Annotated in this window: 16 protein-coding genes; 15 read left to right on the forward strand and 1 reads right to left on the reverse strand. The window is 52.6% G+C overall.

Annotated elements, in window-relative coordinates; translation table 11 throughout:
* Position 1: 1 nt before the first annotated feature.
* The 8 genes from F2P44_RS32105 to F2P44_RS32140 all read left to right on the forward strand — a co-directional run bounded on the left by F2P44_RS32105 (position 2) and on the right by F2P44_RS32140 (position 4,767).
* Positions 2–649: a hypothetical protein gene (locus F2P44_RS32105; protein ID WP_167093802.1), complete on the forward strand. Its 648-nt coding sequence runs from the start codon at positions 2–4 to the stop codon at positions 647–649.
* A gap of 57 nt (positions 650–706) precedes the next feature.
* Positions 707–982, forward strand: coding sequence for a hypothetical protein (locus F2P44_RS32110; RefSeq protein WP_167093804.1), 276 nt, complete (start codon positions 707–709; stop codon positions 980–982).
* Entirely contained in the window at positions 979–1,200 is a 222-nt protein-coding gene (locus F2P44_RS32115; protein ID WP_167093805.1) for a DUF7940 domain-containing protein, read from the forward strand. The genes F2P44_RS32110 and F2P44_RS32115 overlap by 4 nt, the downstream gene beginning before the upstream one ends.
* Positions 1,184–1,642, forward strand: coding sequence for a lysozyme (locus tag F2P44_RS32120; RefSeq protein WP_167093807.1), 459 nt, complete (start codon positions 1,184–1,186; stop codon positions 1,640–1,642). The genes F2P44_RS32115 and F2P44_RS32120 overlap by 17 nt, the downstream gene beginning before the upstream one ends.
* A complete protein-coding gene (locus F2P44_RS32125) occupies positions 1,639–2,034 on the forward strand; it encodes a hypothetical protein (RefSeq protein WP_167093808.1) in 396 nt (131 codons plus the stop codon). The genes F2P44_RS32120 and F2P44_RS32125 overlap by 4 nt, the downstream gene beginning before the upstream one ends.
* The gene (locus tag F2P44_RS32130; protein ID WP_167093810.1) at positions 2,031–2,279 is read left to right on the forward strand and encodes a hypothetical protein; all 249 of its coding nucleotides are present in this window, start codon (positions 2,031–2,033) and stop codon (positions 2,277–2,279) included. The genes F2P44_RS32125 and F2P44_RS32130 overlap by 4 nt, the downstream gene beginning before the upstream one ends.
* A 160-nt stretch (positions 2,280–2,439) precedes the next feature.
* Complete coding sequence (locus F2P44_RS32135; protein ID WP_167093812.1) at positions 2,440–3,228, forward strand: DNA adenine methylase; 789 nt, start codon at positions 2,440–2,442, stop codon at positions 3,226–3,228.
* Between the two features lie 627 nt (positions 3,229–3,855).
* Positions 3,856–4,767, forward strand: a complete 912-nt coding sequence (locus F2P44_RS32140) for a hypothetical protein (RefSeq protein WP_167093813.1) — start codon at positions 3,856–3,858, stop codon at positions 4,765–4,767.
* Between the two features lie 18 nt (positions 4,768–4,785).
* Here F2P44_RS32140 and F2P44_RS32145 read toward each other — a convergent pair whose 3' ends face one another.
* Positions 4,786–5,106 carry a hypothetical protein gene (locus tag F2P44_RS32145; protein ID WP_167093815.1) on the reverse strand — a complete coding sequence of 107 codons (321 nt, stop codon included), beginning with the start codon at positions 5,104–5,106 and terminating at the stop codon, positions 4,786–4,788.
* A gap of 959 nt (positions 5,107–6,065) precedes the next feature.
* Between F2P44_RS32145 and F2P44_RS32150 the strand changes: the two genes are divergently transcribed.
* The 7 genes from F2P44_RS32150 (at position 6,066) to F2P44_RS32180 (ending at position 13,577) form a co-directional block, all read left to right on the forward strand.
* Positions 6,066–8,108, forward strand: a complete 2,043-nt coding sequence (locus F2P44_RS32150; RefSeq protein WP_308610502.1) for a peptidase domain-containing ABC transporter — start codon at positions 6,066–6,068, stop codon at positions 8,106–8,108.
* 6 nt (positions 8,109–8,114) lie between these two features.
* On the forward strand, positions 8,115–9,539 hold the full coding sequence (locus F2P44_RS32155) for an HlyD family type I secretion periplasmic adaptor subunit (protein WP_167093819.1): 1,425 nt from the start codon (positions 8,115–8,117) through the stop codon (positions 9,537–9,539).
* A gap of 148 nt (positions 9,540–9,687) precedes the next feature.
* Positions 9,688–9,849, forward strand: coding sequence for a hypothetical protein (locus F2P44_RS32160; protein WP_167093821.1), 162 nt, complete (start codon positions 9,688–9,690; stop codon positions 9,847–9,849).
* On the forward strand, positions 9,819–10,502 hold the full coding sequence (locus F2P44_RS32165; RefSeq protein ID WP_167093823.1) for a hypothetical protein: 684 nt from the start codon (positions 9,819–9,821) through the stop codon (positions 10,500–10,502). The genes F2P44_RS32160 and F2P44_RS32165 overlap by 31 nt, the downstream gene beginning before the upstream one ends.
* Before the next feature lie 463 nt (positions 10,503–10,965).
* Entirely contained in the window at positions 10,966–11,754 is a 789-nt protein-coding gene (locus tag F2P44_RS32170; protein ID WP_167093825.1) for a hypothetical protein, read from the forward strand.
* Positions 11,755–11,867: 113 nt separating this feature from the next.
* Entirely contained in the window at positions 11,868–12,701 is an 834-nt protein-coding gene (locus F2P44_RS32175; RefSeq protein WP_167093827.1) for a hypothetical protein, read from the forward strand.
* Positions 12,702–12,782: 81 nt separating this feature from the next.
* Positions 12,783–13,577: a hypothetical protein gene (locus F2P44_RS32180; protein WP_167093829.1), complete on the forward strand. Its 795-nt coding sequence runs from the start codon at positions 12,783–12,785 to the stop codon at positions 13,575–13,577.
* The last annotated feature ends 240 nt before the right edge of the window (positions 13,578–13,817 follow it).

Genomic DNA, 13,817 nt, shown 5'->3' on the forward strand with positions numbered 1-13,817 from the left:
CATGACGCCCATCGACGCACGCCGTGTGGGGTTTTATGGGAAAAAGTCGCGCACTCCGGTTACGCAAACTTTCAACACAAGTGGAACGTGGGTGGCACCGGCGACGACCACCATGGTCGACGCTTTGTCCGGGCGAGGGAGTAACGGGACTTCATCATCGGTAGTGGGCTCCAGTGCGATCACGGTGTATGTGTTCTATAACACAAGCGGAAGCGGCGGCACCGCAGGTAACTACGGCTGGCCCAGCGCCAATACTCTGTTGGATTCGACAAAGTCTTCCATCAACGCCGGCGGAAATCTGACTTATACCGAATACCAGATTTTTCAATATAGCAATAACACCTATCGCGTCGAAACTTTCACTAGGTCACTCTCTGGTGTTATCGGCAGCTCAGCCGGATCGTATGGCGCGGGCGGTTGGACGCCATTTGGCAATATCAGCGCTGGAGGTGAGGGCGTGGTGACGTGGAATCACACCGGCCCGCCGACAAACGGCGATCCAAGTACCGCACTTGGGAAAACGTTTCCGGGCGGGACGGGGGGGCCGGCGCCGACGACCAACTTCACCAGCGTGGCCGTCACGCCTGGAACGTCGTACGACATCGTGGTGCCACCTGGCGGGACGATAACGTTCTCCTATTACCAGTAAGTCCTCGTTATGCCCTACATGGCCACCTTCGGGTGGCTCTTTTTTTCAAGGATACGAATGATGAATGACCAAGAGCGGGATGCGATGCTGGTGTCGATCAAGATGGCTTTGTCCGACAACACGCGCAAGACGGAGCAAATCCTGACGGCGTTTCCGTCCGGCGATACAGACGGGCATCGGCGCTACCACGAAGCTGTAATTGAATGGCGCGAGCTGCGCAATCGGTTGGTCCGCGAGGCACTGATCAAGGTCACGCAGGCCGGCGCGCTGGCCGGCGCCGCCTGGATCGCACTTGCGATGTGGCAGGCACTCAAAATCACGGTGAAACAATGATGCTGATCGACGACTGGCGCGTTGTGCTGCGTAGGGCCTGGAGCGTGAAATTCAACGTGGCGGCGACGCTCTTCGGCGCCGCAGAGGTGGCCGTGGCTATTTGGCAACCGCCCGGAATGCCGAACGGTGTTTTCGCCGGGGGTGCCGCAGCGGTCTCCATTTTCGCAAATGTCTCGCGCATCATGGCGCAGAAGGAATTGAATGGCACTGACAAATAAGCAGCGGGCCAGCTGGTGCGCGATTGCCGTGACGATGGTGGGTGGCTTTGAAGGGCTGCGCCAGGCGGCCTACCTCGATCCGGTCGGAATCCCGACGATCTGCTTCGGTGAGACCAAGGGTGTACGGCTGGGCCAGCGTGCCACGCTCGCGCAGTGCGACGCCATGCTGGCCGACTCGCTCGCCATCGCCAACGGCGCGGTGGACACCTGCATCCGGGCGCCGCTGCCCGATTACCGGCGCGCCGCCCTGGTGTCGTTCGCCTACAACGTCGGCCAGACCAGCCTGTGCGGGTCCACGCTGGCGCGCAAGCTGAACGCCGGCGATGTGCACGGCGGCTGCGATGAGCTGCTGCGCTGGGACAAGGCCAAGGGTGTCCGGCTGCCGGGGCTGACGAAGCGGCGCCAGGCTGAGCGCAACATGTGCCTCGTGGGGGCTACGTGAGCGCCCTGGGCACGCTGACCGCCGGCGTCACTGGCGGTATCTGGAAGATCGTGGCCGTGATCCTCCTGGCCGCCCTGCTGGTGGTGGGCGCGTGGACTGGCGGCGGCTGGTTCCTGGCCGCTCGGGACCGCGACGCCGTCCGGGTGGAACTGGTCGCCGAGCGCGCCGCGAACGCCAAACTGCGCGCCGGCATCCAGCTGCAGAACGATGCAGTCAAGGCAGCTGGCGATGCCAAGCTCCTCGCCGAGGAGCGCGGAAAGGCCGCCCAGCGGCAGGCTGAGGCCGCGGGCCGGCGCTTTGATGCGGCGCTGGCCAAGGTCGCCGGCGCACGCGCGACCACGTGCGACGAGGCCATGCCGACCGTGAACCTAATTTTGGAGGCTACCCGATGAAGCTTCTGATCCTGGCGGTACTGTTGCTGCTCACCGCCTGCGGCGCCGCGCCGGTGGTGCAAGAAGTGAAGGTGCCGGTGTACCGCTCCTGCGTCGCGGCGCAGCCGGCAAAGCCAGAATTCGGCGTCCGTACCCTGGCGCCCGATGCCAGCGACGGCGAGAAGGTGCTCGCTATTGCGCGGGATATCCCACTGCATCTGAAGTATGAAGCTGCACTAGAGGCGATCGTTGCGGGATGCCTTTAGCACCCGAACATGTGTAGAAAAAAACAGAGCGCCCGACTTGGTTGCGCTAACAACCCCATCGGGCCTCGATCCACTGAAATGACCAGTAAACCAAGCAAGGCTCTGTACCTTCCGGAAGGCGCGCGGAGTCTAGCACAAAATTTTATTCTAAGGTTTACTTATGGCAACACCTATCATCCCCTGGATTGGCGGCAAGCGTCGTCTGGCCGATCATCTGATCCCACAGTTCCCTGCACACAAATGCTACGTTGAAGTATTCGCTGGCGGTGCCGCCCTCTACTTCATGCGCCCGCCAGCAGAGGTCGAAGTAATCAACGACATCAATGGCGAACTGGTTCGTCTCTACCGGGTGGTTCAGAATCACTTGGAGGAATTCGTTCGACACTTCAAATATGCTCTGGCAAGTCGTGAAGTGTTTAAGTGGCATCAGGAGACCCCGCCAGAAACGCTGACTGACATCCAGCGCGCGGTGCGTTTCTTTTACCTGCAGCAGCACGCGTTCGGCGGGAAGGTCGATGGACAGAGCTGGGGAACCGCGACAACTGCGCCGCCGGTGAATCTCTTGCGCATCGAGGAAAACCTATCTGCAGCCCATTTGAGGCTGTCTGGCGCCTTCATCGAAAACATGGACTGGTACAAGCTCATAGAACGGTATGATCGCCCGCATACGCTGTTTTACCTCGACCCGCCATATTGGCAGACAGCTGGCTACGGCGTTGCGTTTGGGCTGGCAGAGTATGAAAAGATGGCGGGTATCATGGCTCGCCTGCAGGGGAAGGCCATCTTGAGCTTGAATGACCATCCCGATATCCGGCGCATTTTTGCAGCTTTCGACATGGACACGGTACCAATCTCGTACACCGTGGGCGGCGGCGGCAAGGCTGTCGATCGTAACGAGGTCATCATTTACAGCTGGGATCGAAGCCATGACCCAGTTGGTCTTTTCTAACTAACGTACAGGCGCTGAGTAGGACGCGTTCCTTCTCAGCCGCCTGTGCATGTCGCAATTCAACATGCCAAGTAACGCTGCGTAGCCACTTATGCCAAGGCGCCCACCTGTTCCGCATGGGAGGCAACGCCCACTTCTCGCCGGCGACACATATCCCTCCACGGCACAGCTTTGCCATGCCACCGGAGCAATGTGCAGACGTCTGCACACTAAGCGTCTAAGAATCGCCACACTGTATGCGTGGACTGGTACGAGCTCATGGAACGGTATGACGCCCACATACGCGCTTGTACCTTGACCCGCCATATTGGCAGACAACGGGCTACGGCGTTGCGTTCGGCTTGGCGGAGTACGAAAAGATGGCGGGTATTATGGGTCGCCTGGAGGGTATGAGCATGTGCACGACACGCCGCTGCATTTTTAAAAATATAATGAACAGCCTGAGGCTGTACCGTTGAATTTAGCATAAACGCTCCCTCCGCTCGTGAGATCTTATTGGATGGAAATCGAATTTTTCGGAAATGTTGTTTTTTAGACCAATTATGGATAAAAATCTTCCTTCCTGTTAGCCTTGCTCGGCAGCCAAGTTGTGAAGATTTTGTCGATAACCTAAATTCTGAGGGCCTCATGAGATTTAAATCACCTATAGCAATGTTTTTGCTGGGAATTAATTTCGCAGTAGCATCTGTGGCGGTAGCCGACAGTACTAATGTGCAATCGAAACCACGGGCATTAGAACCAGTTACTAAGATCGCCCATTTCACTGGCGATAACACACTGACGATGTGTGCGATGAAGGCACCGTCATCCTGCGAACAAATTTCCATGCCGGTAAGTGTGGGTGACGTAAAACAAATTGTTTACGGACACTATAATTTTCAACTCCCGGGTTCATGGCTCGCGTTTGACGCCGAAAAGGTAAGCCTTTGTCTTTACAAAAAAGGCAGCGTGATAGCGAATTGCGAGGAGATCGGTCCGGTCAATTATAAGGGCGTAACTGTTACCTACGAAACTGTGGATGGCGTGCCTGGGCTGATTTTTAAGCACAAGCAGCTGCCTAAAGAAGATTCTCGGGGAATTATTAAGGAGTTTGAGGAAAAGGTTTTTGCTGCGGCGAAAAAGCTAGCGAAAAAAAATGAGCCGAGTGCCAGTAAAGACACAGCTCTATGTAAGGGAGAGTCATGTACTCCCACAACCACTATTGAACCAGATATGGTGGTGGAAATCACTGCGCCATTCCCGGACAATTTTTTTGCCGGGACAGTTGAAATGGTTACGCTATCGTGGGGTGACGGTGACGGTCCGCCTGAGGTGCCAGATCCGATGCCAGATGGAGTTGCGCCGTCAGATTACCTTAAAGCGCGTGATCCAGCTGGTATGGTAGCTTGCACGGCAAGCTACTACAAAGTGTATGTAACGATGGCAACTGGATGCGTTACAAGTAATATGGGGCCAACTGGCATGAGAATATGCTTGGAACGCTCGCTGAGCGCATATTACAACAATTTGAAAACCGAATGCTACGATAAGTATTTCTAATCGGGCGGCCGGGTTGTATTACTCGGCCAATTCTTGTCCGAATGTGGGGAGGAGCGATCGCAAATCGCTTTCCTCTCCATCAAGCCAAAGAAATTTCCACCCTACCATCTCCTTGAATTGCAGCTCTCGATATACCATATACATTCCCATCTGAACGGCATGCCACGAGTCTATACCTTTTGTCATTTTCTTTTGCGAATCAATTTTGTCGAGATCAATATTGCACTCCCAGTCGAGTCCGCTTAAATGAATTGGTTGTGTTACGCCAACGTAGGTATTCAAAATCTCCCCGGTAGGGGCGTGGGCCACGCATAAGCGTTTAATGATGTATTCAGTCATGGTTTTTTAATCGCTGGAAAGAATTAATAAACATACGCGAACGCTTTTATGTGTGGCGTTCTTGAGCGCTCCTGTTTGCATCTTGAACTCTGGTGTTTTCATTTGTCTGTCGTGCCGACCTCAATGTGATGTTTTTCGGCAATCTTGGCGCGATAACAATGAATATACACCTTTTCAGCTCAGAACTGTCCTTCGCTACGCTTTTCCGTGGCCACCGCGAGCAATTTTTTTGCAGTGCCATCTGTGCTGCCCTGGCGTAAGTTTCAGCGTAGTTTCCCATTTTTACTACCGGTCTCCCATAGGAGAAACACGCTACTGCATCATTGGCGTGTGTTTTTCCGTCGGGCCATTTTTGACGGCGGCGGCGTTGATCTCTGAAGGGGTGGTGGTCATCGTTACTTTCAATCCGGTGCGGGCGCGGCGTTTTCTCGGCCGCGTCGTGAGGCCGCCATTTTACCGCCTCGGCGCGCGGGCGAGGCAAAGCGATCGCGCGTGCAGCGGATGAGTCTCCCGTCACCATGCCTCGTGGATTTTCCGGCGGTGGATTGATCGGGCTGTCGCCAGGAATCCCTACGACATTCGGAGTGGTATCGAAATTTAATACTTGCGGTTATGAAAACTCTGCAGGCGGAAAATAATAATCTAAATATAAGTTTGGGGTCTCGCACGGTGTTTACAATGCTACTTTGCAATTGTTAGTTGGTTTCTGAAACGGATTGATCGTCGTCAGTCGGCCTCCCGCGCCTACCCTCATCCACCTTCCAGACGAGTCGCAGAGGGCGTCGTCCGGCTTTTTCACAGCAGGTTTTTCGTTCACTATGAAACACACCGGTATCACCAAAGCGTCATTTTTCTGGGTTTTACAGGGCGTCTGTGCCCTTCACAGAAAACCTTACTCCCCTGAAATAGCCCAGCAACAATTAGCCGCGCCGCATTCGATTGCTTCTCTTGCGACTGCCATGGAGTCATTCGGATTCAAGGCTGGCGTGGCCTCTGCCAAGCCGGCCAAGCTGTACAGGGAGTCGTTCCCGCTGCTTGTGTTTTTGCGCGATGGCGAGGAAACGGATGGCGCGGGGCCTGACGCCACTTGCGCTGTCGCCCTCATCCTCCAGGCGGACCGTGGCAGCGTCCTGATGGTCGAACCCGCCGATAGCGCACCGCGTACCGTTCCCCTCGCCGAGTTTGGCGAGCGTTTTCTGGGGAAAGTAATGCGTGTGGCACCTCACAACGTGGATGCCAGCGATCCCGACAGCGAGGAACTGGCGCGCCAGTCGCGCCGTTTCGGCTTCAGCTGGTTTGTCCCGGAATTGCTGAAACATAAAAAACTGTGGCAGGAAGTGCTGCTTGCCTCACTGGTGATCCAGCTGATCGCCCTTGCCACGCCGCTGTTTACCCAAGCGATCATCGACAAGGTCGTTGTTCATCACAGCCAGAGCACCTTGATCGTCATTGCCATCGGCATGGCCGTGTTCATGCTGTTTTCGGCGGCGCTGTCGTGGATGCGCCAGTATTTGGTGCTGCATACCGGTAACCGGGTCGATGCCGCCTTGGGCGCCTCGGTATTCGGGCGCTTGTTCAAGCTGCCGCCAATGTATTTCCAGCACCGGCCCACCGGTGTCATTGCCGCGCGCCTGCATGGCGTTGAAACGATCCGCGAATTTATTTCCAGCGCTGCCGTGACATTGGTGCTGGACTTGCCGTTCCTGCTGATCTTTGTGGCGATCATGTTTTACTACAGCGTGACCCTGACCCTGGTGGTGCTGGCGATTCTGGCTGTCATCGTTTTGCTGAGTATGATTGTGGCGCCGATTTTCCAGGAGCGTTTGCAGCAGCAATTCCTGCTGGGGGCGCGCAACCAGGCGTTCCTGACCGAGTACATTGGCGGGCTGGAAACGGTCAAGTCGCTGCAGATGGAACCGCAGCTTGACGCGCGTTACAGCAATTATCTCGGCAGCTATCTCGATGCCAGCCTGTCGACCAAGCAACTGGCGAATGGCTACAACACCTTGTCCAATCTGCTGGAGCAAGTGATGAGCCTTCTCATCCTCGGCGTTGGCGCGTATACCGTGATGAACAGCACCGATTTTACGATCGGCATGCTGATTGCGTTCCAGATGTTTTCCGGCCGCCTGTCGCAGCCGATGCTGCGCCTGGTTGGGCTGTGGCAGCAGTTTCAGCAAGCGAGCCTGTCGGTCGACCGCTTGGGCGACTTGATGAACGCGCCAGTGGAACCGTATTCCCTGGTTCCCGCGCGTGCCAATGCGCGGGCTGGCAAGATCGAGATTGACACGGTCGCCTTCAAGTACGCCGAGCACTTGCCGCTGGTGTATCAAAACCTGTCGCTGACGGTGCAGCCGGGGCAGACCATCGGCATCATGGGCGCCTCCGGTTGCGGCAAGAGCACCTTGGCCAAGCTGCTGCAAGGGTTTTATCAGCCCAGCGCCGGGCGCATCCTGGTCGATGGCGTGGATATCCGCTATCTGTCGGCCAATGAACTGCGCAGCAACTTCGGGGTTGTGCCGCAGGAAACGGTGCTGTTTTCGGGAACCATCTTCGAGAACCTGCAAATGGCCAGCCCCGATGCCAGTTTCGAACAGGTGGCGGCAGCCTGCCAGATGGCGGAAATCCATAGCGCGATCGAAGCGCTGCCCAAGGGATACCAGACCGAGATTGGCGAGCGCGGGGCCGGCTTGTCTGGCGGGCAGAAGCAGCGCATCGCGATTGCGCGCGCCTTGCTCAAGCGGCCGAGCATTCTCGTGTTCGACGAAGCAACCAGCGCGCTCGACCAGTCCACTGCCGAACAATTTGCGCACACCATCAACGCCCTGCGCGGCAAGGTCACGATGCTATTCATTACCCACGGCTTGCCCAAGGGCTTGCAGCTGGACGCCGTCTACCGCCTTGGCCCGCAGGGAGCGCAGCGCGTCACCCTGGCGCCGGTTGCTGCCTCGCTCGGCAACCCTGAGCGCCCGCAAGCCGAATCGCCCGTTACCGCCGCATAAACAGAGATGAATACCATGAGCCCGAATCAAACGTCCGCCGCTGCGGCAGCACCCCTGGCCGATCCTTCCGGGGCAACGGTCATTCCGCTGCGCCCACCCAAGCGCTGGCACGATCCCCTGAGCCGCATCGAACGGCAGGACCCCAGCATGGCAGGCCGCATGGTGCTGCGTGCGGTGTCGGTGTTGGTGCTGGTACTGATCGTGTGGGCTGCCTTCGGCAAGCTTGACATTATTGCCAGCGCCGACGGCAAGCTGGCGCCGCAGACCCTGGTGAAGATCGTGCAGCCATCCGAAGCGGGCGTGGTCAAGGAACTGCTGGTGCATGAAGGCGACGTGGTCAAGGCCGGACAGGTGCTGGCACGCCTGGATGCGACGCTCGCCAGTGCCGACAAGACTGGGGTCAGCAGTGACTTTGGTACCCAGCAGATGCAGGTGCGCCGCATAGAGGCTGAACTGTCAGGCAAACCGATGCTGGCACGCGCCGCGGATGACGCGCTGCTGTTTGCGCAGGTGGAGCGGCAGTATCAAGCGCGCCGTGGCGCGTTCAACGATGGCCTGGAGCAGGAGAAGGCGTTGCTGCAAAAGATGGAGTTTGAAAAGAAAAGCGCTGGCGAAACGCTGGCCAAGCTGGAGCAGACCTTGCCGACGTATCAGGCGGCTGCCAGGAGTTTGGCTGAGCTGTCGAAGGAGGGCTATGTGCCGGTGCGCCAGAGTGCTGACAAGGAGCGCGAGGCCGTTGAAAAGGCCAGGGACCTCGATGCACAGCGTTCGACCGTGGCCGCGTTGAATTCGGCGATGGCGGCGCAGCGTCAGAAACTCAGCCAGTTGCACAGCACGTACAAAAGCGAGCTGGAGCGTGAGTTGGCGGAGATTCGCGCCAAGCTGGGCCAGTTGCAGCCGAGCCTGGACAAGAGCAGCTATCGCGAAGGACAAATGGTGCTGCGGGCGCCGCAGGATGGCGTGATCAAGGATCTGGCGACGACCACGACCGGCGCGGTGGTGCAGCCGGGCGCGGTGGTGCTGACCCTGGTGCCGAAAGATGAGCTGCTGTTTGCGGATGTGAATATCAAGAACGAGGACGTGGGCTTTGTCGCGGTGGGGCAGCGCGCGAAGGTGAAGCTGGCGGCTTATCCGTTTCAGCGGCATGGCATGTTGAGCGGGACGGTGATTCACATCAGCGCCGATGCCAGCGAACCGGCACGGCCGGAAGCAGGCGGAGGGGGGAGTAATGCACAGGCGAGCGGCAGTGCAAGTTACAAGGCGCGGATCCGCCTGGATCAGCAATCGCTGAGAGATCCGCAAGGCAAGCGCCTTCATATTACGCCGGGGATGCAGGTGGTGGTCGAGATAAATCAGGGCCAACGGACCGTGTTGGAGTACCTGCTGTCTCCGGTGCAGAAGGCGGTTTCCGAAGCGGCGCGTGAGCGATGAGTGTGTAATATAGCTCATCTATTTAATATCTGAAATTATGTCATGATCAAAAGAATTTGGGAGGATATTTTCTTTCATGGGGTGAAGAATGTGCTTTTTGAATTGCTAGGTAGCATGAAATATCTAAATAACTGAATAGGAAATCTGAGTGAAAAATATTGCTTTAAGAGTCATCGGGCTGTCGTTAATTCCAGTCATTTTTGCAGGCTGCGCTTCAGAGCGACCTGCGGAAAAAAACATCCTGATTCAGCAGCTGTTAGGTTTGAGGTTCGATGCAAAATGGCTGGAGAATTTATATATAAAACTGTAGAAAATGTAGAAGGAGTGTACCTTCTCAAAGTGCGTCCTGAGAAAATTAACTATTCTGAACAATATTTATTTGACGATCCATATGGACGGGATCACGGTGGCGAGGCATATATTCGGAGTTTTCTTCGTGGCGCATATAGAACTGGGGTAACGCTTCCAAAAATTTTACCGCCTGATTTCCCTCCTCATATCGCATATGAATTCGTTGATGTGATTGATCCATCAGACGGAAAGCGTTATCGTTATAAAGGTCGGGTGGAGGAACCAGCACTAACAAAAAAAGGGTACTTACCTGGATATAAAATTTTTGTTCATACTAAAGAGTTGGCGGATAGCCCCGCCCCGCGTTATGGCGTCACTTATGATGATATATCTACTAAAGAAGATCGAGATTTTTGGATTGCAGGAAGTTCATTAAAAATTATCGATCTTGAAAAAAACGAAATTATCGCAGAACGTATTGGCTATTTTTTCGATTCCTCCCAAGGAGATACATCGGGCGGCCGCGCTCCTTGGCTATGGGCAACTAATAACGCATGTCCTAGTTTTGGTAGTCCTCCCGCATTTGGTAACCAGTCAAATAAAGCGGCGATTTTTGTTGAAAAAGTCCTTAGCCCTAATTTGAAGCTGAAGAATATCAGCGCTGAGGGTTAGTATTAAAACTTGTGATTTTAGAAGACGAGAGTATCTGAAATATTAATATTGCGAGTTTATGTAGCGAAAATCCAAATAAATTTCTATGAGGGAAAATTTGATAAATCTTCTTTTTTAGTTTTCGCATTTTTGGTGGTTGCGGATGGCGTCCGGCGGACATGCCCCGTGGCTTTGGGCCGCTGATCAGTCTTGCCCAAGCTTGGCCCCATCCCCTGCATATTCCTAGCAGCAGAACCAAACAGATATTTTGTAGAAAAAATTCTGCATCCCTTTAAAGGGGAAATTAGATTGACCATTCTAAATATGGTAAATTTTCGAAGTATGCTTAGATTTCATCTATTAACATCTGAAATCATGTAATTATCATAACCACTCTGAAGGGATTCCATCCATAAAACGAATATTTAATTTATCGGTTTGGTGAATAGCAGGATGTATATAAATAACTGAATAAGAGAAATAAATGAAAAATACTACTTTAAGATTTATCGCGCTATCGTTAATTCCCGTTTTTTTTGTAGGCTGCGCTTCAGAACGAACTTTGAGAAAGGAACATGCGGATGCGGCAGCTGTTAGGTTTGAGGCGCGATGCAAAACGGCTGGAGAATTTATTCATCGGACTGTAGGAAATGTAGAAGGAGTTTATCTGCTCAAAGTGCGTCCCGACAAAATCAACCGTTCTGAGCAATACACGTATGACGATCCGTATGGGAGAGATCATGGCGGCGAGTACTATATTCGCAGTTTTCTTCACGGCGCCTACACAACCGAAGTAACGCTTCCGAAAGTTCTCCCGCCTGATTTTCCTCCGCACATTGCATACGGATTTGTCGATGTGCTGGATGCGTCTGACGGAAAGCGTTACCGCTATACCGGCCGAGTTGAAGAGCCAGCCTTGACAAAAAAAGGGTTTTTGCCAGGGCACAAAATTTTCGTCCATTCTAAGTCATTGGCGAATGGTCCTGCACCCCGTTTTGGGGTAACTTATGATGATATATCCACTAAAGAGGATCGCGATTATTGGATTGCGGGAAGTTCGTTGAAAGTTATTGATCTAGAAAAAAACGAGATAATAGCGGAGCGAATAGGCTATTTCTACGATTCCGCTCAAGGAGATACATCGGGTGGGCGCTCCCCTTGGCTCCGGGCAACTAGTAATGCGTGCCCTAGTTTTGGTAGCACCCCGGCATTTGGTCGCCAGCCAGATCAAGCAGCAGTTTTTGTTGAAAAAGTTCTTCGTCCAAAATCTTAAAGCAAAAAGTATAAAAAACGAGGGTGAATATTAATATTTTTGAACTTGAAGTGTGAAATATTTCAAAAATATATTAGATAAATTTATAGAGTAAATGCTTGAGGTGAACTTTAATGAGGCGAAATTTAATAAAACTGGCCTTTTTATTCCCAATATTTTTAATGGTCGCAGGATGCACAACTAGATCTGTGGTCGAAAACGCACATCCTAATTTTGATGCTGCGGCCTCGATTTTCAAGGATCGTTGCCGACTGGCTGGAGAGAAAATATATAAAACCGTAGATGATGTAGATGGGGTATTTGTCCTCAAGGTTCGCCCCGAGAAAACGGATTTATCCGATCAGTTTGAGCTTCATGATCCCTATGGTCGAGATTTTCGAGGAGATATCTATGTGCGAAGTTTTCTTCATGGCGCATATGCTGTTGAAAACAATCTTCCAGAGAAATTGCCGGCAGATTTCCCACCCCATATTGCCTATGCATTCGCTGATGCAATCGATCCAGTAGATGGAAAACGTTATCGATATACTGGGAAAGTTGAAGAGCCATGGCTTACGGATAAAAGTTATTTAAAAGGCCATAAGCGTTTTGTATTTTCACGTTCCTTGGCTACCGGTCCTGCGCCGCGATACGGTATTACATATGACGATATTTCCACACGCTTCGAGCGTGAACATTGGATTGCAGGAAGTTCGCTCAAGGTAATCGATTTGCAAACAAATGAGGTAATAGCAGAGCGGATTGGCTACTTATTTGATTCTGAACAAGGTTCTAAAATAGGTGGTCGAGTTCCATGGCTCTGGGCGGCAAATAATTCTTGTCCCAGTTTCGGCTCTAGGCATGCATTTGCAGCCCAGTTGGATCAAACTGCGATATTCGTTGAAAAAGTTCTTCGCCCTGCTTTTAAAAAGATAGCGCAAATGTCAAGCGCCAAAATTGCACAATAATATAATTTAAATGAATTGTATATTTAGTATTTGACGTTTTGGATGAGCAAGGTTAGATTAAATTTTTTAAGGAAAAATAAAATGCATGAATTCATGAAATTTCTCATTTGCCCCCTCCTGTTTTCCGGACTGGTGGCCTGTACTTCGCATCAACCCATTGAAAAGACAAATCGTGCAGAAGTGGCTGCAGCGATGTTTCATGAGCGGTGCAAACTTTCCGGGGAGAAAATTTACCGTACGGTTAAAGATGTTGATGGAATTTTTTTGCTAAAAATTCGACCCCAAGGCGAAAATTTTTCTAGCCAATATTTGTTTGACGACCCATATGGCAACGATTTGGGAGGGCAGGCCTATATTCGTAGTTTCCTACATGGTTCACACTTGACCAACTTAATGAATATGAAAGACTCATCCATAAATTCGCCAAGCCGCACCGGATATTCATATGTGGATGTGGTGGAACCTGCTGATGGAAAACGGTATCGCTACACTGGTCGAATTGAGGAGCCAGCATTGACAGATAGCGCATATTTAAAAGGATACATGAAATTTACTCATAGTCGTATATTAGCTAACGTGCCAGCTCCACGTTATGGAATAACGTATGAAGATATTTCCACTCGTGCAGATCGCGATTATTGGATTGCCGGGAGTTCATTGAAAATTATTGATCTGAATACCAATGAAGTCATTGCTGAGCGTGTTGGTTATCTATACGACGCTGGGCAAGGCGAAACATCTGGCGGACGTGCGCCATGGATTTGGGCAGCAGATCATTCTTGCCCAAGCTTTGGCCCATCCCCTGCATTTTCATCTCAGCAAAACCAAACAGTTATTTTTGCAGAAAAAGTTCTGCATCCATTGAAAGGAAAGTAAATTGATGACGCTTAATACCGTAAATTTTTGAATGTATGATTATGATCAAGGTGAAAGGTCTGGCGGGCCATCGATCGTGGCTATTCATAAAGCGAGTGTTGCATTTGTTGATCTATTAGAGCCTCTTGCAAAACTAGCGGAACGGATGAAAATTGCTTGGCAGCGCAAGCGAAAAGGTGGGGGTGGGCGCCCATTTCTGGCATGATTTAGTTTCTAACGCTTAATCAAAACGCCCACACC

This window comes from Massilia frigida (genome assembly GCF_011682175.1).
In the GTDB taxonomy this organism is placed as follows: Bacteria; Pseudomonadota; Gammaproteobacteria; order Burkholderiales; family Burkholderiaceae_D; genus Telluria_A; species Telluria_A frigida.